The organism is Streptomyces sp. NPDC002734, assembly GCF_040295685.1.
Classification (GTDB): Bacteria; Actinomycetota; Actinomycetes; order Streptomycetales; family Streptomycetaceae; genus Streptomyces.
Genome location: NZ_JBEOVU010000050.1, coordinates 1 through 20,532, shown reverse-complemented (window position 1 = coordinate 20,532; position 20,532 = coordinate 1). Strand labels below are relative to the sequence as shown.

At 73.3% G+C, this 20,532-nt stretch carries 21 protein-coding genes and 1 pseudogene; 9 read left to right on the top strand and 13 right to left on the bottom strand.

Features of this window, described 5'->3' with window-relative positions; translation table 11 throughout:
- Positions 1 to 60 precede the first annotated feature (60 nt).
- Positions 61 to 1,338, top strand: coding sequence for a thymidine phosphorylase (locus tag ABT026_RS30275; RefSeq protein ID WP_351118387.1), 1,278 nt, complete (start codon positions 61 to 63; stop codon positions 1,336 to 1,338).
- Positions 1,339 to 1,389: 51 nt separating this feature from the next.
- Here the strand turns inward: ABT026_RS30275 and ABT026_RS30270 are convergent, their stop codons facing one another.
- Positions 1,390 to 1,521: a hypothetical protein gene (locus tag ABT026_RS30270; RefSeq protein ID WP_351118402.1), complete on the bottom strand. Its 132-nt coding sequence runs from the start codon at positions 1,519 to 1,521 to the stop codon at positions 1,390 to 1,392.
- Positions 1,522 to 1,591: 70 nt separating this feature from the next.
- Here ABT026_RS30270 and ABT026_RS30265 point away from each other — a divergent pair.
- Positions 1,592 to 1,801 (top strand): annotated as a pseudogene (locus tag ABT026_RS30265) (STAS domain-containing protein); the annotation flags it as partial.
- A 27-nt stretch (positions 1,802 to 1,828) separates the two neighbouring features.
- Here ABT026_RS30265 and ABT026_RS30260 read toward each other — a convergent pair.
- Complete coding sequence (locus ABT026_RS30260; RefSeq protein ID WP_351118386.1) at positions 1,829 to 2,851, bottom strand: sigma-70 family RNA polymerase sigma factor; 1,023 nt, start codon at positions 2,849 to 2,851, stop codon at positions 1,829 to 1,831.
- A 194-nt stretch (positions 2,852 to 3,045) separates the two neighbouring features.
- Positions 3,046 to 4,332 (bottom strand): MFS transporter, encoded by a 1,287-nt coding sequence (locus tag ABT026_RS30255; protein ID WP_351118385.1) that lies wholly within the window; start codon positions 4,330 to 4,332, stop codon positions 3,046 to 3,048.
- 63 nt (positions 4,333 to 4,395) lie between these two features.
- Between ABT026_RS30255 and ABT026_RS30250 the strand changes: the two genes are divergently transcribed.
- A complete protein-coding gene (locus tag ABT026_RS30250) occupies positions 4,396 to 5,349 on the top strand; it encodes a LysR family transcriptional regulator (RefSeq protein WP_351118384.1) in 954 nt (317 codons plus the stop codon).
- Between the two features lie 142 nt (positions 5,350 to 5,491).
- On the opposite strand, the gene ABT026_RS30245 is transcribed toward ABT026_RS30250, so the two are convergent.
- Positions 5,492 to 6,307, bottom strand: a complete 816-nt coding sequence (locus tag ABT026_RS30245; protein WP_351118383.1) for an alpha/beta fold hydrolase — start codon at positions 6,305 to 6,307, stop codon at positions 5,492 to 5,494.
- Positions 6,308 to 6,393: 86 nt separating this feature from the next.
- Between ABT026_RS30245 and ABT026_RS30240 the strand changes: the two genes are divergently transcribed.
- Entirely contained in the window at positions 6,394 to 7,509 is a 1,116-nt protein-coding gene (locus ABT026_RS30240; protein ID WP_351118382.1) for an adenosine deaminase, read from the top strand.
- 170 nt (positions 7,510 to 7,679) lie between these two features.
- The gene (locus ABT026_RS30235) at positions 7,680 to 8,114 is read left to right on the top strand and encodes an ATP-binding protein (protein WP_351118381.1); all 435 of its coding nucleotides are present in this window, start codon (positions 7,680 to 7,682) and stop codon (positions 8,112 to 8,114) included.
- 88 nt (positions 8,115 to 8,202) lie between these two features.
- Here the strand turns inward: ABT026_RS30235 and ABT026_RS30230 are convergent, their stop codons facing one another.
- The 5 genes from ABT026_RS30230 to afsQ1 form a co-directional block, all read right to left on the bottom strand.
- Positions 8,203 to 8,412, bottom strand: coding sequence for a PspC domain-containing protein (locus tag ABT026_RS30230; protein ID WP_351118380.1), 210 nt, complete (start codon positions 8,410 to 8,412; stop codon positions 8,203 to 8,205).
- Between the two features lie 111 nt (positions 8,413 to 8,523).
- Positions 8,524 to 9,081 (bottom strand): VanZ family protein, encoded by a 558-nt coding sequence (locus ABT026_RS30225; RefSeq protein ID WP_351118379.1) that lies wholly within the window; start codon positions 9,079 to 9,081, stop codon positions 8,524 to 8,526.
- 86 nt (positions 9,082 to 9,167) lie between these two features.
- The gene (locus ABT026_RS30220; protein WP_351118378.1) at positions 9,168 to 9,779 is read right to left on the bottom strand and encodes a hypothetical protein; all 612 of its coding nucleotides are present in this window, start codon (positions 9,777 to 9,779) and stop codon (positions 9,168 to 9,170) included.
- Positions 9,776 to 11,554, bottom strand: coding sequence for an ATP-binding protein (locus tag ABT026_RS30215; protein WP_502968083.1), 1,779 nt, complete (start codon positions 11,552 to 11,554; stop codon positions 9,776 to 9,778). Before ABT026_RS30215 ends, ABT026_RS30220 begins: the two co-directional genes overlap by 4 nt.
- Positions 11,551 to 12,228 carry a two-component system response regulator AfsQ1 gene (gene afsQ1, locus ABT026_RS30210; RefSeq protein WP_159105658.1) on the bottom strand — a complete coding sequence of 226 codons (678 nt, stop codon included), beginning with the start codon at positions 12,226 to 12,228 and terminating at the stop codon, positions 11,551 to 11,553. Before afsQ1 ends, ABT026_RS30215 begins: the two co-directional genes overlap by 4 nt.
- A 203-nt stretch (positions 12,229 to 12,431) precedes the next feature.
- Between afsQ1 and ABT026_RS30205 the strand changes: the two genes are divergently transcribed.
- Positions 12,432 to 13,226 (top strand): SigE family RNA polymerase sigma factor, encoded by a 795-nt coding sequence (locus tag ABT026_RS30205; RefSeq protein ID WP_351118377.1) that lies wholly within the window; start codon positions 12,432 to 12,434, stop codon positions 13,224 to 13,226.
- A gap of 242 nt (positions 13,227 to 13,468) precedes the next feature.
- Here the strand turns inward: ABT026_RS30205 and ABT026_RS30200 are convergent, their stop codons facing one another.
- On the bottom strand, positions 13,469 to 14,116 hold the full coding sequence (locus ABT026_RS30200) for a uridine kinase family protein (RefSeq protein ID WP_351118376.1): 648 nt from the start codon (positions 14,114 to 14,116) through the stop codon (positions 13,469 to 13,471).
- A gap of 188 nt (positions 14,117 to 14,304) precedes the next feature.
- Here ABT026_RS30200 and ABT026_RS30195 point away from each other — a divergent pair, with 188 nt between their 5' ends.
- Positions 14,305 to 15,585: a hypothetical protein gene (locus ABT026_RS30195; protein ID WP_351118375.1), complete on the top strand. Its 1,281-nt coding sequence runs from the start codon at positions 14,305 to 14,307 to the stop codon at positions 15,583 to 15,585.
- Positions 15,586 to 15,720: 135 nt separating this feature from the next.
- Positions 15,721 to 16,194, top strand: coding sequence for a hypothetical protein (locus tag ABT026_RS30190; protein ID WP_351118374.1), 474 nt, complete (start codon positions 15,721 to 15,723; stop codon positions 16,192 to 16,194).
- A gap of 153 nt (positions 16,195 to 16,347) precedes the next feature.
- On the opposite strand, the gene ABT026_RS30185 is transcribed toward ABT026_RS30190, so the two are convergent.
- Genes ABT026_RS30185 through deoC form a run of 3 tightly spaced genes read right to left on the bottom strand, consistent with a single transcriptional unit; the run spans position 16,348 to position 19,641 of the window.
- A complete protein-coding gene (locus ABT026_RS30185) occupies positions 16,348 to 17,253 on the bottom strand; it encodes an aldehyde dehydrogenase family protein (RefSeq protein ID WP_351118373.1) in 906 nt (301 codons plus the stop codon).
- A complete protein-coding gene (locus ABT026_RS30180) occupies positions 17,246 to 18,682 on the bottom strand; it encodes an aldehyde dehydrogenase family protein (RefSeq protein ID WP_351118399.1) in 1,437 nt (478 codons plus the stop codon). Before ABT026_RS30180 ends, ABT026_RS30185 begins: the two co-directional genes overlap by 8 nt.
- Complete coding sequence (gene deoC, locus ABT026_RS30175; protein ID WP_351118398.1) at positions 18,682 to 19,641, bottom strand: deoxyribose-phosphate aldolase; 960 nt, start codon at positions 19,639 to 19,641, stop codon at positions 18,682 to 18,684. The genes ABT026_RS30180 and deoC overlap by 1 nt, the downstream gene beginning before the upstream one ends.
- Positions 19,642 to 19,759: 118 nt before the next feature.
- Between deoC and ABT026_RS30170 the strand changes: the two genes are divergently transcribed.
- Positions 19,760 to 20,425, top strand: coding sequence for a PH domain-containing protein (locus tag ABT026_RS30170; RefSeq protein ID WP_351118372.1), 666 nt, complete (start codon positions 19,760 to 19,762; stop codon positions 20,423 to 20,425).
- Positions 20,426 to 20,532: the final 107 nt, after the last annotated feature.

Sequence of the window (20,532 nt, the reverse complement as noted above, 5' to 3'; positions counted from 1 at the left end):
GGGACGAGCGGCCGGCCCGCGGGCAAGATCACCGCAACGAAGCGAAGAAGGGGCCGTCCCATGGACGCCATCACCGTCATCCGAGCCAAGCGCGACCGCGCGGAGCTGACCGACGAGCAGATCGACTGGGTCGTCGACGCGTACACCCGCGGCGAGGTCGCCGACTACCAGATGGCCGCCCTCAACATGGCGATCCTGCTCAACGGCATGAACCGCCGCGAGATCGCCCGCTGGACCGCCGCCATGATCGCCTCCGGCGAGCGGATGGACTTCTCCTCCCTCTCCCGCCCCACCGCCGACAAGCACTCCACCGGCGGCGTCGGCGACAAGATCACCCTCCCGCTCGCACCGCTGGTCGCCGCCTGCGGCGCCGCCGTCCCACAGCTGTCCGGCCGCGGCCTCGGCCACACCGGCGGCACCCTCGACAAGCTGGAGTCGATCCCCGGCTGGCGCGCCGCGCTCTCCAACGAGGAGATGCTGGCGATCCTCGACGACGTCGGCGCGGTGATCTGCCAGGCCGGCTCCGGCCTCGCCCCGGCCGACCGCAAGCTCTACGCGCTGCGCGACGTCACCGGCACCGTGGAGGCCATCCCGCTGATCGCCTCCTCGATCATGTCCAAGAAGATCGCCGAGGGCACCGGCGCGCTGGTCCTGGACGTCAAGGTCGGCTCCGGCGCCTTCATGAAGACCCTGGACGACGCCCGCGAGCTGGCCACCACCATGGTCGGCCTCGGCCGCGACCACGGCGTCAACACGGTCGCGCTGCTCACCGACATGTCCACCCCGCTCGGCCTCACCGCCGGCAACGCGCTCGAGGTCCGCGAGTCCGTCGAGGTGCTGGCCGGCGGCGGCCCCTCCGACGTCGTCGAGCTGACCCTCGCGCTGGCCCGCGAGATGCTCGCCGCGGCCGGCCTCCCCGACGCCGACCCGGCCAAGGCGCTCGCCGACGGCTCCGCGATGGACGCCTGGCGCCGCATGATCCGCGCCCAGGGCGGCGACCCGGACGCCGTGCTGCCCACCTCCCGCGAGCAGCACGTCGTCACCGCCCCGTCCTCCGGCGTGCTGACCCGCCTGGACGCCTACGCCGTCGGCGTCGCCGCCTGGCGGCTGGGCGCGGGCCGCGCCCGCAAGGACGACCCGGTGCAGGCCGCGGCCGGCGTCGAGCTGCACGCGAAGCCGGGCGACGCCGTCACCGCGGGCGCCCCGCTGATGACGCTGCACACCGACACCCCGGAGCGCTTCTCCTACGCCCTGGAGTCCCTGGACGTCGCCTTCGACGTCGCCGCCGCGGGCACGGACTTCACCGCCCCGCCGGTGGTCCTGGAGCGCATCGGCTGACCCTGCCGTCCCGCTGCCGTCCCTCGGCCGCCACCCGCCCCGTCCGGCGCCTCAGCCGGACGAGGCGGGCCGGGGCTGCCACTCGATCAGCAGGATGGTCGCATCGTCGGTCAGCCGGTCGCTGTGGTGGTCCAGGATGTCGTGGATCAGCAGCCGGAGGATCCCCCGCCGCAGACGGAGCAACGGTTCCCCCGGCGCGGGCGGGACCGCGCCTCGCCGATGAGTCCGGCCGCCGCACGCGGTCTACCCGTGCATGAGGGATCCGGAGAGCGTCGTGCTGCGCGTGCCGGGCGAGCCCGTCGGGAAGGACGGCGTCGCCCGGCTGTGCGACGCCGCGCGCGACGGGCTGGCCGACGGCGCGGCCGTGGTGGTGTGCGACGTCCGCGCGGTGCGGCGGCCCTCGCTCGGCACCGTCGACCTGCTGGCGCGGCTGATGCTCACCGCCCGACGGGCCCAGGGCCGTGTCCTGCTGCGCGGCCCCGACCCGGCGCTACTCGCCCTGCTCGGCCTCGTCGGGCTGACCGTCGGCGTCGAGGCGCCCGGCGAGACCGAAGAGGGGGAAGAAGCGCTGCGTGTCGAGGAAGCAGTGCATCGCGGCGATCCGCCCCTCTGACAGCTCCAGCACCTGCACCGCCCACGGGGAGTACCCGCCGCGCTCCGGATCCGGCTTGTAGTGGGCGAAGCCGGGCAGGCCGTTGACCTCCACCGGGAGCAGCTTCGAGCCGGCGCAGCTCGCACCGGCCGTGGTCATGAAACCGGTCATGTCCGAAGGACCGAGCAGCCACAGGTCGAACGGCGGCATGGTCATGATGGCGTCCTCGTGGAGCAGCGCCGTCAGCGCGGCCATGTCGTAGCCCTCGAAGGCGGCGACGTAGCGCTCCAGGAGCTTCTGCTGCTCCTCGTCCAGCGGGTCGGACACCTCGCCCGGCCGCTCCCCGCCGCGCTCGGACAGGGTGGCCCGGGCGCGCTGGAGGGCGCTGTTCACCGAGGCCACCGAGGTGTCCAGCAGCTCCGCGACCTCGCTCGCCCGCCAGGCCAGCACCTCGCGCAGGATCAGCACCACGCGCTGCTTGGGCGGCAGGTCCTGAAGCGCCGCCATGAACGCGAGCCGCACCGACTCCTTGGCGACGGCCCGCTCGGCCGGGTCGGAGACGTCCGGCAGCACCCGGGCGTCCGGGACCGGCTCCAGCCAGGTGTGGTCGGGGCGCGGCGACAACGCGGCCTGCGCGAGCGGCGTGGCGGCGGACAGGTCCACCGGCCTGGCCCGCTTGTTGCCGGCCGACAGCAGGTCCAGGCAGACGTTGGTGGCGATCCGGTAGAGCCAGGAGCGGAGGCTGGAACGCCCCTCGAACTTGTCGCGGCTGCGCCAGGCGCGGATCATCGTGTCCTGCACCGCGTCCTCGGCCTCGAAGGAGGAGCCGAGCATGCGGTAGCAGTAGCCGGTGAGCTCGGTGCGGTACCGCTCCATCGCCTCGGAGTCCACCGCTCCGGTCGCTGTGGATACGTCGGTCATGACAACCCGCCCCTCGGCTTCTTCGCCTGTAACGCCAGCACTTCCGGAAGCTACCGCAGCCCACTGACAACGTACTGCGGGACGGGAGAAGTCGCAGGTGGGAAGCGGCGGCGAGGTGCGGCGGGGCGCGGCGGGTCCGACCCGGCCGCACGCCGGCCGGGTCGGACCGCCGAGGCGGCCGGGGTGCGGCCGGGTCAGGCCGCCGGGACCGGGCGGCGGGCCGCCAGGGTGCCCAGCAGGGTGATCGCCGAGACGCCGGCCACGGCAAGCAGCCCCACGGCCACCGTGCCGCCCCAGCCCGCCGCGTGGAAGGCCACCGCGCCCAGCGTCGAGCCCACGCTGGAGCCGATGTAGTACGCGGACTGGTACAGCGCCGCCGCTTGGGCGCGCCCGTGCTGCGCGGTCCCGCTGACCGCGGAGGAGGCCGCCGAGTGCCCGGCGAAGAACCCGCCGGTCACCAGCACCAGGCCCAGCAGGATCAGGGGCAGCCGGTCGGCGAGCGAGACCAGCAGGCCCGCCGCCGTCAGCGCGCCGGACAGGTACAGCGTGCCCCGGCGGCCGAGCCGCCCGACCAGCCGTCCGGAGACGGACGCGGACACCGTGCCCACCAGGTAGACCAGGAAGATCGAGCCGACCACGCCCTGCGGCAGGGAGAACGGCTCCTCGGTCAGCCGGTAGCCGATCACCGTGTACACGCCGCCGAACACCGTCATGAACAGCGCGCCGATCGCGTACAGCCGCCGCAGCAGCGGGTTCGCCAGGTGGTCGCGCACGGTGCGGGCGACCACGCCGGGCCGCAACGAGCCGCGGGTGAAGTGCTTCGGCTCCGGCAGCAGCAGGCGGAACGCCACCGCGCAGCCCACCGCCAGCACGCCCAGCACCGCCAGCGCGACCCGCCAGCCCCACTCCTGGGCGACCCAGCCGCTCAGCACCCTGCCGCTCATGCCGCCGACGCTGTTGCCGGCCACGTACAGCCCGACCGCGGTGATCAGCGCCCGCGGCCGCACCTCCTCGGCGAGGTAGGCGGTCGCCGAGGAGGGCAGCCCGGCCAGGGCCGCGCCCTGCACCGCGCGCAGCGCCACCAGCACCCCGAGCGAGGGCGCGAAGGGGACCAGCAGTCCGATGCCGACCGCCACGGCGACCGCCCCGGTCATCGTGGCGCGGCGTCCGAACCGCTCGGAGAGCGCGCTCATCGGGATGACGAACAGCGCGAGGCCGCCGGTCGCGGCGGCCACCGTCCACGACACGTCGCTCACGGTGGAGCCGTAGTCGGCGGAGATCAGGGGGAGCAGTGCCTGCGTGGAGTAGAGGAGGGCGAAGGTCGCGACCCCGGCGAGGAAGAGCGCCAGGCTCATCCGCCGGTAGGCGGGGGTGCCGACGTCGACCCGGGTGTCCGGGGAGGCGGCGGGGGTGACGGGCGGGGCGGGGACGGAGGTCGCGGCGCCCACACGGGTGGACGCCTCGGTACTGGCAGCAGGCATGATCCGACCGTACGAACGGCCTCGCTCATCCGTCCAATGCACGGACTGGCCATAATCGTTCCTGTGGTGCATCAGCAGAGGTCACAGGAGTGGCTGTCACAGACCGGTGACGTGGAAGACATCGTCACGAACCTCGTCCCGCGTCTCGCGTACTTCGCGGGCGTGGCCCGCAACGAGCACGTCACGCGCGCCGCGCAGGAGATGCGGGTGCCGCAGTCGACGCTCTCGCGGGCCGTCGCCCGGCTGGAGGAGGACCTCGGGGTCGACCTCTTCGCCCGGCGCGGCCGCACGGTGGCCCTCACGCCCGCGGGGCGCACCTTCCTCGCCTCCGTGGAGCGGGCGCTGGCCGACCTGGAGCGGGCCGCCGAGGAGGTCCGCGCGGACGCCGACGCGGCGGTCGGCAAGGTCGCCTTCGGGTTCCTGCACACCATGGGCGCCGAGACGGTGCCGGGGCTCATCCACGCCTTCCGCGCCGACCACCCGGGCATCCGGTTCAGCCTCGTGCAGAACTACGGCGAGGCGATGCTGGAGGGCCTGCGGCGCGGGGAGCTGGACCTGTGCCTGACCTCGCCGGTGCCGGACGCCCCCGACCTGGTGGCCCGTCGCCTCGACGAGCAGAAGCTGCGACTGGTGGTGCCCGCCGACCACCGGCTGGCCTCCCGCAGGCGGATCCGGCTGTCGGAGGCGGCGGAGGAGACCTTCGTGACGCTGGAGACCGGGTACGGGCTGCGGCGGATCACCGACGACCTGTGCGCGCAGGCCGGGTTCCGGCCGCGGGTCGCCTTCGAGGGGGAGGAGGCGGAGACCCTGCGCGGCCTGGTCGCGGCCGGGCTGGGCGTCGCGCTGCTGCCGCCGCCGGCCTTCCCGCGGCCCGGGGTCGCGGAACTCGCCGTCACCGCGCCGCGGGCGGTGCGCGAGATCGGCGTCGCCTGGCTCGACGGCCACCCCGACACCCCGCCGGTCGCCGCCTTCAAGAGGTTCCTGCTCTCCCGCCGCGGCCACCTGCTGCCGACGTGACCTGCGGGGCCTCCGGGGCGCCGGCCTCCTCCCGACATGACCTGCGGGGCCTCCCGGGCGCCGGCCTCCTCCCGACAGGACCCGCGGGGCTCCAGGGCGCCGGCTCCCGCCCCCGACGTGACCCGCGCAGGAGGCCCCGGTGTCACCCCTCGCGCAGCCGGCCGAAGCCGGAGGCGAGCGGCATGCGCAGGCCCAGCGGCGGAGGCGCGGCGAGGGCGTCCCGCACGGCCCGCGGCATCGGCGCCCCCACGAGCGTGCCGAGCGCGAAGTCGGCGGCCAGCGTGTGGACCTCCCACCGGTAGGCGCGCAGCGCGTGCCCGTCGGTGTGCACCTCGAACCGGCACACCTCCCGGTTCGTCTTCTTGATCCGCTCGGCCAGCCGGAACGACCGCTCCGGCGCGCACCGCGCGTCGTCCGTGCCGTGCACGACCAGCACCTGACGGGACGCCAGCTGCTTGACCGGCTCGGGTCCGGCCGCCGCCCCGTGCCCGCCGTCCGGCGGCAGCCAGGGGGCCAGTGCCACCACCGACCGGACCGCCGGGTGCCCCGCGGCCCGCAGCGCCGCCCGGCCGCCCATGTCCACCCCGACCAGGCAGACCGGCACGTCGCCGTACCTCCGCACCGCCTCGTCGGCGGCGAGCCCGGCGTCCTCGGCGAGCGCCGCGTCCTCGCCGTTCCAGCCGCCCAGCCGGTAGCGCACCAGGTGCGTCGCGAGGCCGTGCCGCTCCCCGGCCCGGGCCAGCCGCCGGCCCAGGGCGCGCATCGCGACGTACGCGGCCGCGGACGACGGCGCGCGGTCCGACTCCTCCTTGCCGGGGGGCAGCAGCAGCACCACCCCGGCGACCGCGCGGGGCCCGTCCGGCCGCCGCAGGGGCCGCGCGGCGAACGGCTTGCCGAGCCGATCCGGTCCGTCCGGGCGGTCCGGTAGGTCCGGGCCGCGGGTGCCTTGGTGTGCCATGCGCCCACACTGGCAGAACACCGCGCCCACGCCACCCTCGCGCGCGGGATCTACGCGCGTAGGGAATTGCGCGTTATGGTTCAGCGATGAAGAGCCAGACCATCCACGCCCCGACCGCGGAGCAGATCCGCCGGGCCCCGAAGGTCGTGCTGCACGACCACCTCGACGGCGGCCTGCGCCCCGGCACGGTCGTCGAACTCGCCCGCGAGAACGGGTACGAGTCGCTGCCGTACAACGACACCGACAAGCTCGGCTCCTGGTTCCGCGAGGCCGCGGACTCCGGTTCCCTGGAGCGGTACCTGGAGACCTTCGCCCACACCGTCGGCGTGATGCAGAGCGAGAACGCCCTGCGCCGCGTGGCCGCCGAGTGCGCCGAGGACCTCGCCGCCGACGGCGTGGTCTACGCCGAGGTGCGGTACGCCCCCGAGCAGCACCTGGAGGGCGGGCTGACGCTGGAGCAGGTCGTCGAGGCCGTCAACGCCGGTTTCCGGGAAGGGGAGCGGCGCGCGCGGGAGAACGGCCACCGCATCCGCGTCGGCGCCCTGCTCACCGCCATGCGGCACGCCGCCCGGTCGCTGGAGATCGCCGAACTCGCCAACCGCTACCGGGACTCCGGCGTGGTCGGCTTCGACATCGCGGGCGCCGAGGCCGGATACCCGCCCACCCGCCACCTGGACGCCTTCGAGTTCCTGAAGCGGGAGAACAACCACTTCACCATCCACGCCGGCGAGGCCTTCGGCCTGCCGTCGATCTGGCAGGCCCTCCAGTGGTGCGGCGCCGACCGGCTCGGCCACGGCGTGCGGATCATCGACGACATCGAGGTCGCCGAGGACGGCTCGGTGGAACTCGGCCGGCTCGCCGCCTACGTCCGCGACAAGCGGATCCCGCTGGAGCTCTGCCCGACCTCCAACCTGCAGACCGGCGCGGTCGACTCCTACGCGAACCATCCGATCGGCCTGCTGCGGCGGCTGCACTTCCGGGTCACCGTCAACACCGACAACCGCCTGATGTCCGGCACCACCATGAGCCGCGAATTCGAGCATCTTGTCGGCACTTTCGATTACTCGCTCGACGACATGCAGTGGTTCACCGTCAATGCGATGAAATCAGCATTCATTCCTTTCGATGAAAGGGTGGCGATGATCGATGACGTGATCAAGCCGGGCTACGCCACGCTGAAGGCGGAGTGGCTGTTCCGCTGAACCGTCCCTGAGCTGCGGTGACGTCGGACGCGGAAGGGCCGGGCGGAGAATCTGCCCGGCCCTTCCGTCGCGGGACGTGCGTATTTCGGTGTTTGCGGACCGCGCCGATCCGTGTTTACGGTCGTGGACCGCTCAGTCCCCCGTCATCGCACTTCAAGGACGCATTCACTATGAAGCAGTCTGCTGCCAAGACCCTCGGCGTCGCCGCCCTCGGCGCCGCCTTCGCGGCGGTCGGCGCGGGTGCCGCCACGGCTGCCCCGGCCCTCCCGGACGCCGGCCCCGCGCTGAGCGGCGTGACCGGCGCGATGCCCGCGGACGGCATCGGGGACGCCCTCCAGGGCCCCCTGGTCCAGGGCCTGCAGGGCGCCGGCGACCAGCTCGGCGGCATCGGCGACGAGCTCGGCGGCATGGGCATGGACGCCGCCATGGGCAGCGCCGACAAGGTGTCCGGCGCGGCGCAGGACCGTGACGCCGGCGCCCGTGCCAACGGGGGCGAGGAGGCGGCCGCCCCGCTCGGCAAGGTGACACCGCTGCTCGGCGGCCTCGGCCTCGGCGAGATGAACATGGGCTCCGGCAGCAACCTCAACGGCCTGCCCCTCGGCTGAGTCCCGCCGCCCTCCGCATGCCCGAAGGGGCGCGACCGGATTCCCGGTCGCGCCCCTTCGGTATGCCCGTGCGGGTCCTCCCGCGGCGTCAGACGACGGCGGAACGGCGGGCCGCCCGCTTCTCGTCCGGCAGCAGGATCCACAGCGCGACGTACACCAGGAACTGCGGCCCCGGCAGCAGGCAGGAGACCAGGAAGATCACCCGCATGGTGGTCGCGGAGACGCCGAAGCGCTTGGCCAGCGCGGCGCAGACTCCGGCGATCATGCGGCCGTGGGTGGGGCGAACGAGGCTGCTCATGGCTGCTCCTCCGTAGAGCGTCGTCAGAGTGTCGTCTCTACCGGGAGGCGACCCCCGCGGCCGCCCCCTACGCCATCAAAGCTACGTCGGCAAAAGGGGCAACGCGTCGCCCTACGGGGCGATCGGGACCCTGGGAATCCTCGGGGGCAGACCCTGAGCCGCCTCCTGGTCGACACCCTCGGAGGCATGCCGCACGCGCCGTCCGAGCCGTCGCCGCAGCGCCGCCCGGCCGGCCGGCACCACGCTCAGGTGGGTCACCGTGATCCCGACGGTGTTCAGGATCAGCGAGTCGACGTCGACCACCTGACCGGGCACACCGGTCTGGAGCAGTTCGATGCCCAGCGAGATGAGGAGCCCGGCCGCCACCGTGCGGACCAGCGAGAGCAGCGTGGCCGCCCGCAGCCGGCCGCCGGCCAGCGGCAGCAGCACCCCCAGCGGCGCCAGCAGCGCCAGGTCCTCGACGATGCGCCGGGCGGCCGGCCACCAGCCGAGCGCCAGGTCCGCACGTATCCCCGCCATCGGCCGGACGTTGGCCGGGGTGATCCAGGGGACGTCCAGCGGTCTGAGCGTCAGCCACCCGACGACGGCGAGGTGTGCGGCGAGGAGAAGGACACCTGCCGTGCGAAATCCGGTGGCGATGTCTCCGTCGCCCGAGCGTTGACGCTGCACGTGGCTCTAGACGCCGCGCCGTGCCCCGCGGTTCCGGGGACCCGCGCACCCCGGTGGCTCCCCGGCCGCGCGCGCCCCCGCGGCCGTCACTGCGCCGGGGCGGCGGTGTCGGAGGGGACCGGAGTGGCGGTCGGGTTGTTGCGCACCTCCGGAGGGCACTCGTAGCGCGACAGCTCGCCCTCCGGACCCCCGAGGGTGACCTTGCCCGAGCCCTGGGTGGCGGTCGACTCGGCGAAGGTGCAGACGATCTGGGCCATCGCCCCGCTCCGCATCCGCTCCGGCGGCACGCTCAGCCGGAAGGAGTCCGCCGGGTCGTCCGGCCGCGCGCCCTTCACCCGGGTGCCGAACGGCACCAGCGTCCGGTAGCCGTCCTCCAGTTCCCCCGGCGAGGGGTGCCGGGCCAGCTCGTCGAGCAGACCCCGCGCCACCACGGAACGCCGCTGGGCCTCGTCGGTGTCCGCCGGCAGCTCGACCGTGCGCTGCACCAGCGTCAGCTGGCCCGCGCACAGCAGATACACCCGGACCGGCACCCGGGTCGCGTCCCGCGGCTGCGGCGAGGACGTCGGACTGGGGCACGGCATCCGCGACGGTGCCGAGGTGAAGTACACCGGCACCTCGGTCGCCCGGATCCCGCAGCCCGCCAGTACCACCGCCGGTATCACGCCCAGCAGCAGCGCCCTCGCGCCCCTCGCCCTCACCGCCCGCTCCTCTGCCTCTTGCTCGCACCCGGCTGCTGCTCCGCCGCGGCGTCCTCGGTCACCGAGGACGCGTCCAGCGGAAGGCGCAGCGTGAACACCGCTCCGCCGTCGGGGGAGTTGGCGGCGGATATGTCGCCGCCGTGGATGTGCGCGTTCTCCAGCGCGATGGACAGCCCCAGACCCGAGCCCTCGGAACGCGGCCGGGAGGCGCTCGCCTTGTAGAACCGGTCGAAGACGTGCGGCAGCACCTCCTCGGGGATGCCCGGACCGTGGTCGCGGACCTCGATCACCAGCACCTTGCCCGCCGCCTCGGAGAGGGCCTCTGCCCCCTCGTCACCGGCGTCCGCGTCCGCGACCTGCTCCGCCCGCTCACCGGGCTCGTGCGCGGAGTGCGCGACGTGCGCCGTGAGCGGCGCGTGCGGCACCGGCGGCGCCAGCGGCTCCTCGGGGGCGTCCTCCACCCGCACCGAGACCCGCACCGGGGAGCCGCCGTGCTTGAGGGCGTTGCCGATCAGGTTGGCGAGTATGACGTCCAGCCGCCGCGGGTCCAGCCGCGCCGTGACGCCGCGCTCCGCGTCCAGCTCGACCGCGTCCAGCCAGGCACGGGCGTCGACGCAGGCGGTGATCTGGTCGGCGATGTCCACGTCGTCGAGGACCAGACGGGCGGTGCCCGCGTCGAAGCGGGTGACCTCCATCAGGTTCTCCACCAGGTCGCCGAGCCGCCGGGTCTCGCTGACCACCAGCCGCACGGCCGGCTCGACCATCGGGTCGATGCCGCCGGTCTCCGCGTCGAGCTCCTCCTCCAGCACCTCCGTCACCGCGGTGATCGCGGTCAGCGGGGTGCGCAGCTCGTGCGACATGTCGGCCACGAAGCGGCGCGAGGCCTCGTCCCGGGCGCTCATCTCCGCCACCCGGTGCTCCAGCGCGGCGGCGGTGCGGTTGAACGTCCGTGACAGTTCGGCGAGTTCGTCGGTGCCGGAGACCTGAAGGCGGGTGTCCAGCTTGCCCTCGCCCAGCCGTCGTGCGGCGATGCCCAGCCGGTGCACCGGCCGCAGCACGGTGGTGGCGGCCGCCTGCGCCAGCAGCGCGGAGCCGACCAGCGCCAGCGCGGTGGCGATGCCCAGGGACCAGGCCAGCGAGTTGAGGTCCTTGGCCTCCGGCTCCAGCGACTTCAGCATGTAACCGGTCGGGCCGTCGGCTATCTTCGCCCCGGCCACCAGGCACGGGGTGTCGTTCTCGTCCACCGTCCGCTGCCAGTACAGGTGGTACGGCGAGGAGTTCACGGAGGTCAGCTTCTGCTTGCGGCCCACCGCGTGGCTCAGCGAACGCGGCACGTCCTCCAGGGTGAACTGCTCCCACACGTTCGACGGGGCGGTGACCGTCTCCCCGTCGGGCGTGGTGGAGGTCAGCAGCACGCTGAAGTGCTGGCTGCTGCGGGACATCTCCTCGGCCGCGTGCCGCAGTTCCTCGCGGGTCGGCTCGGCCGGGAGCGCCGCCGCGTGGCGCTGCATCTCCTGCGCGAAGTCGCGCAGCACCGCGTCCTGGGCACGGGTCAGCACCGCCTCACGGTTCAGCCAGTACGCGATGCCGGACGCCGTCACCGCCGCGGTCAGCGCGACCAGGCCGAAGACCAGCACCAGGCGCAGCCGCAGGCTGGTGAAGCGCAGGGAGCGGGCTCTCGGGGCCTTCGCCTCCCGGCCTCCGCCGCCGCCCTGTCCGGTATCGGCGGACGGCTGGGCCGCGGAAGGGGTGCCCGGGGAACGGCGCTCGGTCACTGCGGCTGGTCCAGGCGGTAACCGACGCCGCGCACCGTGCGGATCAGCGTCGGGGAGGACGGCACGTCCTCCACCTTGGCGCGCAGCCGCTGCACGCAGGCGTCCACCAGGCGCGAGTCGCCCAGGTAGTCGTGCTCCCACACCAGCCGCAGCAACTGCTGGCGGGACAGCGCCTGCCCGGGGCGGCGGCTGAGCTCCAGGAGCAGGCGCAGCTCGGTCGGGGTGAGCTGCAACTCCTCCCCGTTCTTGGTCACCGTCATCGCGGAACGGTCGATGACCAGCGAGCCGAACGCCGCCGAGTCGCTCGACTCCCGCTCCCCGCGGCGCAGCACCGCACGGATCCGGGCGTCCAGCACCCGGCCCTGCACGGGCTTGACCACGTAGTCGTCGGCGCCGGACTCCAGCCCGACCACCACGTCGATGTCGTCGCTGCGCGCGGTCAGCAGGATGATCGGCAGCTGGTCGGTCCGGCGGATCCGCCGGCAGACCTCGAAACCGTCGATTCCGGGCAGCATGACGTCGAGCACGATCAGATCCGGCCGCTGCTCGCGCAGCAACTGCAGACCGTCCTCACCGCTCGCAGCGGTCGCCACGCGGTGCCCCTGGCGGGTCAGGGAGAGCTCCAGGGCCGTACGGATGGCGTCGTCGTCCTCGATCAGCAACAGGGAAGGCACGGGCTCATTCTGGCCCATGGTCCTCACGGAGGGAATTCCGGTTACCGGAACACCTGTTCGCCCCAGCTCACGGCCGGGACGCCCGGGAACGCGATCTTCGTGCGGAGGGCCTGTGACAGGTCTGTGACAGTCGGCGGACACCGTCATGAAGTGTCCCCGGCAACATCTTCCTCACGGACAGGAACATGACGGGGAGGCGCGGGATGAGCACTCTGCTCAGCAATGGCACTGGTGCAGTGGCCACGCGTCTGCACGACGTGGTGATCCGGGGGGAGCGGTCCGGCGTCGTGGGGGCGCGGGGCTGCGTGCGGGGAACCGGCAGCCGGTACGGCGTTCAGGCCCAGCCGGCGCCGGGACCCGCGCCTGTGACACCCGCCGTGACGCCCGCCGTGACGCCTTCCGTGCCGACGCAGCGCACGGCCGCCGACCCGGTCCGGGGGGACCAGGGCGGCCCGCGCGCCACCGACGGCGGCCTGTCGGAGGCCGAGTTCACCGCCTACGTGCGGGAACGGCGGGCCTCGCTGTACGCCACGGCCTACCACCTGACCGGCGACCGCTTCGAGGCGGAGGACCTGCTCCAGAGCGCGCTGTTCTCCACCTATCGGGCGTGGGACCGGATCAGCGACAAGGCGGCGGTGGGCGGCTACCTGCGGCGCACCATGACCAACCTGCACATCAGTGCCTGGCGCCGCCGCAAGCTCAACGAATACCCGACCGAGGAGCTGCCGGAGACGGCCGGCGACCTGGACTCCATGCGCGGCACCGAGCTGCGCACCGTCCTGTGGCAGGCGCTCTCCCGGCTCCCCGAGCCGCAGCGGACCATGCTGGTCCTGCGGTACTACGAGGGCCGCACCGATCCGGAGATCGCGGACATCCTCGACATCAGCGTCGGCACGGTCAAGTCCAGCATCTGGCGGTCGCTGCGGCGGCTGCGGGAGGACCAGGTCCTGGGACTCGGCCGTGACGAGGAGGAAGCCTTCGGCGAACTGGTCGCCTGAAGGTAGCGAGGGCTCACGGGGGATCGGAGCCCTTGGGGGGCACGGGGGAAACACGGGGGAACGGGTCCGGGCGGTTCCGGGGGAGCCGGCCGGACCGGGGGAGCCATGGGGGACCCCACGGGGGAAACGGGGGCCCCACGGGGGAGAACGGGGGGCACGGGGGAAGGGCGGGACCGGAAGCGGGGGCTTTCCGGTCCCGCCCTCTTGCGTGCGGGGTCGGTCGCGGCGCGGTCAACCAGCGGTCAGCCGGTGGTCGCCCGGGTCCCGCCGGACCGGGCCGTCGCCGCGCCCACCACGGCCGCGACCCGCGTCTCGGCCTCCGGCCGGTCGCAGGGGTAGGCCCCCAGCGAGGTCTGCCGCGCCACGATGGTCCGTTCCGACCGCATCAGCCGCCAGCCCCGCCGCAGCAGGAACGGCACCGACTTGCGGCCCTCGCGCAGGTCCCGCAGGAACCGCCGCCGGAACGTGGTCACCGACCCCCGGGTCAGGCACAGGGCGTCGCCCAGCAGCCCCAGCTCACGGCAGCGGGACACGATCTCCGCGGCGAAGATCCCCTCCGCCACGAACACGGGCGCGCCGGCGATGTCCAGCTCCGTCCGCCCGGTGCGGGCGCTCAGCGAGATGTCGTACACCGGCACCTCGGTCCGCCCCGTCCGGCACAGCGACTCGATCGCGGCCACCGCGGTGTCCGCGTCCCAGGACAGCGGGTGGTCCCAGTCGATGTCCTCGCTCCCGGCCAGCAGCGGCAGCGACGGGTCGTCCGCCTCCTTGTAGAAGTCGTCCAGCCGCAGCACCGGCAGCCCGGTGGCGGCAGCGAGCAACGACTTCCCGGACCCCGAGGGGCCGCAGAGCAGAACAACACGTGTCGGCGAGGAGTACTGGGTGGTCACGAGATACCAGTCTGCGGCATCGAACGCCCCTCGAACGAGTCGCCGACGTCCTTTGGCGCGGACGTCACATCCGCGGAGCCCCCGCACGGGACACCGCCGCGTCGGCGGATACGGCGGAAGCATCGGCCACCTTGCCGGCGGCCGGTGCCAACAAGCCCCTCCGGCAACCCTGTTACCTTCGGACGCCGATGCCCACAGGCGATCGGGGGGACGGCATGGAGTCCGGACGCATACAGAAGACCGTCAACGTGGTGCTGTGCCTGGCCGCGGTCGCGGGCAGCATCTGGGGCGGCACGGTGATCTGGGAGGTCCTGAGCAATCGCCACCGGATCAACCAGGCCTGCGACGACCTGGTCCCCGCCCGAAACGTCCTCGCGCTGTCCCCGGCGGGCGGCGACATCACGCACCGGCTGGCCGAGGAAGGCACTATCGACCTCTCGCAGGGGCTGCCCCAGGACTGCGAGCTGTTCAGCACGGAGGCCGGTGAGAAGATCGGCTCCCGCACCGGGTCGCGGTGGTTCTTCACCGGAGCGGTCGGCGCGCTGGACCAGGACGACGAGTCACCCGAGACGCCCAGCAGTTCGGTGCTCAACGACGGCAACCCGTACAAGTCCACCACCCATGCCGCCCAGCCCCTCGGCGGCGGCATCACCGGGCTGGTCACCGACGCGGGCGTCACCGTCTTCCTTCCCTGCCCCGGCGGGGAGGTGGAAGGCCGACGCGTCAAGGAACTGTGGGCGAGAGCCGGCCTCATGACCGGACGCCCGTTCACCGCCGCCGATCAGCAGATCACCGGGGCCGACCGGGACGTCCTCGCGGAGACGGCTGCGCTCACCGCCAACAACCTCGCCGAGCGGGCCGGCTGCCCGGACCGCCTCCCCGACGCGCCCGAGGACATACCGGCCCTGCCCGAGGGCACGAGCCCGGCCTCACAGGCGAAGGGCACCTGCGCCTGGTACGCCGAGAACGGTTTCGCCCGCAGGCCCGCCCACCCCGACGAGGTTCTGGAGAGCCGCGTCGACGACCGGCTCCCGGACGAGCGCTGCGTGCTGTTCCTGAGCGGATCCCGGGCGTCCGCGGCCACCGAGCGGAACAAGGGGGCGGACAGGCCGCGTTACGGCTTCCGCGAGGCCGACTGGTTCGTCTCGTTCCACACCTACCGGGGCGTGAGCGCCGATAACGTCACTCTGCGCTCCTCGGGTCTCCCGGGTTCCGGAACCCCCGCCGAGCCCGGCACGGCCGGCCGTAGCTCCCAGGACCCGATGTGGTGGGCGTCCTCCGTCTGCGCCGGAAACCGTCCACAGGTCCACACCATGACCTCGTCCCACGCCTACGACCGGGTGGCTCCGCCCCGGGACCTGGAACGGCTCTTCCGGGCCTACGTCCAGGAGGTCGCGTCCCGCCGCGACTGTGCCCCGGCCGAGTTCCCCCCGGCCACGGACTTCGCGCCGCCCGGCGAGAAGGACTGAGTCCGCGGTCACGCCCCGCCGCGGGGTCGTCGTCGAACGGCACTAGAACAGAGGGAATGCCGCTTTGGCCCGCCGCATCCGCTCCACTACGCTTCGTGATCCCCCGGTCACCGAAGAGAACAGGGCCTGAGCACCATGGGACGTCACGCCGCACCGAAGCACCTCAAGCACCCCCAGCACTCCGAGCACCGCAAGCACCCGCGCCAGGGCGCCGCCCGCGCGGCGGTGGTCCTGGCGGGGGCCGGGCTGGCGCTGGGCGGAGGGGCGGTGGCGGCCTCCGCGGCGCCGGTGCCGGCGGTGCCGAGTGCCGATCAGGTGGAGCCCAAGGTCGCGCTCAGCGTGATCGACCTGAAGACCGGGATGGAGACGCTGAAGAACACCGTCGGGTACACGGTCGGGCCGGTCGGGGCGCTGAAGCCGAACCCGCTGGCCGGGACCGGGGTGGACCCGACGGACAACGGGGTGGGCACCCAGGTCGCGGACTTCCAGCCGGTCACCACGAAGACGCTGACCGGCCCGCTCACGCAGGCGGAGACGATCAACGCGCTGCCCGCGGTGGGTCAGGTCACCGGGATGCTCGGAGGCCTCGCTCCCGCCCCGGCGGTCTGAGCGGCCCGGTCCGTGAGGACCGGGGACGGCCGGGGCGGGAGGGGCTGTGCCGGATGCGGGATGTGGGGGAGTTACCCGCAGCCGGTCTGCGGCTGTGCCCCCTCCCCTCCTGCGGGGGGCGCGCCGCGGTCGGTGGCCCGACGGTGACGCCGGTCAGTAGGACGACCCGGAGGCGCCCAGCGAACCGGTCGTGTGCCAGACGGTCTTGGTCTCCAGGAAGGCCGTCAGGCGGTCGGTGCCCGGGGTCGCCGTGAAGTCCTCGCCGGTGCGCGGACGCAGCACCCGCTTGAGGTTGTCCGCGGCCGCGACCTCCAGCTCGGTCGCGAGGTCCGCGTCCGCGCCGGTCAGGTCGAGGGCGTTGACGTCCATGTGGGAGGCCAGCGTCGGGGCGATCTCCGCCGTGCGGCCGGAGAGGACGTTGACCACGCCGCCGGGGACGTCGGAGGTGGCCAGCACCTCGCCGAAGGAGAGGGCGGGCAGCGGGGACCGCTCGCTCGCGACCACGACCGCCGTGTTGCCGGTGGCGATCACGGGCGCGAGGACGGAGACCAGGCCCAGGAGCGAGGACTCCTGCGGGGCCAGCACCGCGACCACGCCGGTGGGCTCCGGGGTGGAGAGGTTGAAGAAGGGGCCCGCGACCGGGTTGGCGCCGCCGGCGATCTGGGCGATCTTGTCGGTCCAGCCCGCGTACCAGACGAGACGGTCGACGGACAGGTCGACCAGCGCGGCCGCCTTGGCCTTGGAGATGCCCTCCGCCTCGGCCACCTCACGGGTGAACTGGCTGCGGCGGCCCTCCAGCATCTCCGCGACGCGGTAGAGGACCTGCCCGCGGTTGTACGCCGTCGCGCCCGCCCAGCCGCCGAACGCCTTGCGCGCCGCGACCACCGCGTCACGGGCGTCCTTGCGGGACGACAGCGGGGCGTTCGCGAGCCAGTTCTCGTCCTTGGAGCCCGTCACCTCGTACACCCGGCCGCTCTCGGAACGCGGGAACTTGCCTCCCACGTACAGCTTGTAGGTCTTGAAAACGCTCAGACGCTGTGACATCAGACGCTCAGACATCGAGGTAGGCCTCCAGCCCGTGGCGACCGCCCTCGCGGCCGTAACCCGACTCCTTGTAGCCGCCGAACGGCGAGGTGGGGTCGAACTTGTTGAACGTGTTGGACCAGACGACGCCCGCGCGCAGCTTGTTCGCCACGGCGAGGATGCGGGAGCCCTTGTCGGTCCAGATGCCCGCGGAGAGGCCGTAGGCGGTGTTGTTGGCCTTGGCGACGGCCTCGTCCGGGGTGCGGAAGGTGAGCACCGACAGGACCGGGCCGAAGATCTCGTCGCGGGCGACGGTGTGCGCCTGGGTCACGCCGCTGAAGACGGTCGGCGCGAACCAGTAGCCCGCGGACGGGATCTCGCACGGGGCGGTCCAGCGCTCGGCGCCCTCCGCCTCGCCCTGGTCGGCGAGGGAGGAGATACGGGCCAGCTGCTCGGCGGAGTTGATCGCGCCGATGTCGGTGTTCTTGTCCAGCGGGTCGCCCAGACGCAGGGTGGAGATGCGCTGCTTGAGGGCGTCGAGCACCTCGTCGTGCACCGACTCCTGCACCAGCAGGCGGCTTCCGGCGCAGCAGACCTGGCCCTGGTTGAAGAAGATGCCGTTGACGATGCCCTCGACGGCCTGGTCGATCGGCGCGTCGTCGAAGACGATGTTGGCGCCCTTGCCGCCGAGCTCCAGGGTGAGCTTCTTGCGGGTGCCGGCCACCGTGCGGGCGATGGCCTTGCCGACCGCGGTGGAGCCGGTGAAGGCGACCTTGTTCACGTCCGGGTGGGCGACCAGCGCGGCGCCGGTGTCGCCGTAGCCGGGGAGGATGTTGACGACGCCCTTGGGGAGCCCGGCCTGGCGGCAGATGTCCGCGAAGAACAGGGCGGACAGCGGGGTCGTCTCGGCCGGCTTGAGGACGACCGTGTTGCCGGTGGCGAGCGCCGGGGCGATCTTCCACGCCAGCATCAGCAGCGGGAAGTTCCACGGGATGACCTGCGCGGCCACGCCCAGCGGCCTGGGCGCGGGCCCGTAGCCGGCGTGCTCCAGCTTGTCGGCCCAGCCGGCGTAGTAGAAGAAGTGCGCGGCGACCAGCGGGAGGTCGGCGTCGCGGGTCTCCTTGATCGGCTTGCCGTTGTCCAGGGTCTCCAGGACGGCCAGCTCGCGGGAGCGCTCCTGGACGATCCGCGCGATGCGGAACAGGTACTTGGCGCGCTCGCTGCCCGGCAGCGCGGACCAGCCCTCGAAGGCGCGGCGGGCGGCGGCGACCGCGCGGTCCACGTCGGCCTCGCCGGCCCGGGCCACCTCGGAGAGGACCTCCTCGGTGGAGGGGGAGACCGTCTTGAAGACGCGGCCGTCGGCGGCCTCGGTGAACTCGCCGTCGACGAACAGCCCGTAGGACGGGGCGATGTCCACCACCGAGCGGGACTCGGGCGCCGGTGCGTACTCGAAAGTCATGGGGATCAGTCCACCGTCACGTAGTCGGGGCCGGAGTAGCGGCCGGTGGCCAGCTTCTGCCGCTGCATCAGCAGGTCGTTGAGGAGGGAGGAGGCACCGAACCGGAACCAGTGGTTGTCCAGCCAGTCCGGGCCCGCCGTCTCGTTGACGATGACCAGGAACTTGACCGCGTCCTTGGCGGTGCGGATGCCGCCGGCCGGCTTCACGCCGATCTGGACGCCGGTGCGGTCCCGGAACTCGCGCACGGCCTGCAGCATCAGCAGGGTGTTCGAGGGGGTCGCGTTGACCGCCACCTTGCCGGTGGAGGTCTTGATGAAGTCGGCCCCGGCGAGCATCGCGAGCCAGCTGGCGCGGCGGATGTTGTCGTACGTGGAGAGTTCGCCGGTCTCGAAGATCACCTTGAGGCGGGCGGCGCCGCCGCAGGCCTCCTTCACGGCGGTGATCTCCTCGTACACCTTGAGGTAGTGCCCGGCCAGGAAGGCGCCGCGGTCGATGACCATGTCGACCTCGTCGGCGCCCGCGGCCACGGCGGCGCGCACGTCGGCCAGCTTGACCTCCAGGGGCGCGCGGCCCGCGGGGAAGGCGGTGGCGACGGAGGCGACCTTCACCGAGGAGCCGGCGACGGCCGCCTTGGCGACCTCGACCAGGTCCGGGTAGACGCAGACCGCGGCGGTGGAGGGCGCCGTGCGGTCGGTCGGGTCGGGCAGGACGGCCTTGGCGCCGAGCGCGCGGACCTTGCCGGGGGTGTCGGCGCCCTCCAGCGTGGTCAGGTCGACCATGGAGATCGCCAGGTCGAGGGCGTACGCCTTGGCCGTCGTCTTGATGGACCGGGTGCCCAGGGACGCGGCCCGGGCCTCCAGGCCGACCGGGTCCACGCCGGGGAGCCCGTGCAGGAAGCGGCGCAGCGACGCGTCGGACGCGGCGACGTCGGTCAGTGCGTGGGTCGGGGAGGGTGTTGTCGACATGGTCACCAGGCGAGCATATCTACGCGTGTAGCTGCTGCCCAGTCCTCAAGGTCTCCATCCGGTTCCGGATCGGTCGCGGGGCGGAGGAGAGCGGTCGTGGTCAGGCACAATCGACAACATGAACACGAGCCCCACGGCCCCCACCAGTCCCGACACGGTCTACCGGTCCCCGATGGCCCTGGCCGGCGGAGGGCTGACGCTGCTCGTCGTCGGCGGACTGTCCGTCGACGCCTTCCTGCACGGCTCCGCGCGGGCCGTCTGGACGGCGGTGGGCGTGCTGCTGCTGGTGGTGCCGGTGGTCGTCGCCTTCACCTTCCGCCCCGCGGTGCTCGCCAACGAGGAGCGGCTGCGGGTGCGCAACCCGCTGCGGGTGATCACACTGCCGTGGGGTCAGGTCGCCGGGTTCCGGTCCGCGCTCTCGCACGAGGTGTTCACCGAGGACGGGCGGAAGTTCGAGCTCTGGGCGCTGCCGGTGTCCCTGCGGGACCGGCGCAAGGCGCTGCGGAAGGCGCAGCGGGCGGACCGGTCCGGTGGCCGGAACCGTGGGCTGGGCGCGGCCCCGGCCGGGCTCGGGTCCCCGGGCGCCGCGGGTCCCGGCGGGGTCGTCGACGAGCCGCCGCAGCGGGGCACCGACCAGATCGTGGGGGAGCTCCGCGAGCGCTGGGAGCGCCAGGTGAAGGTCTCCACCGCCCAGGGCGAGGTCACCGTGCGCTGGGCGTACGAGCTGATCGCCCCGGTGGCGGCAGGCCTGATCGTCCTGATCGCCCTCCAGGTGGCGGGCTGACCGTTTGCGGTTGGGGGGGGTGAGCCCCGGATTCACTGCTGGACACAGCCGCCGCTGAAGGGAGACGTCGCCCGTCGCCGAGACGCCGTCCACGGCCGGGAGCAGCA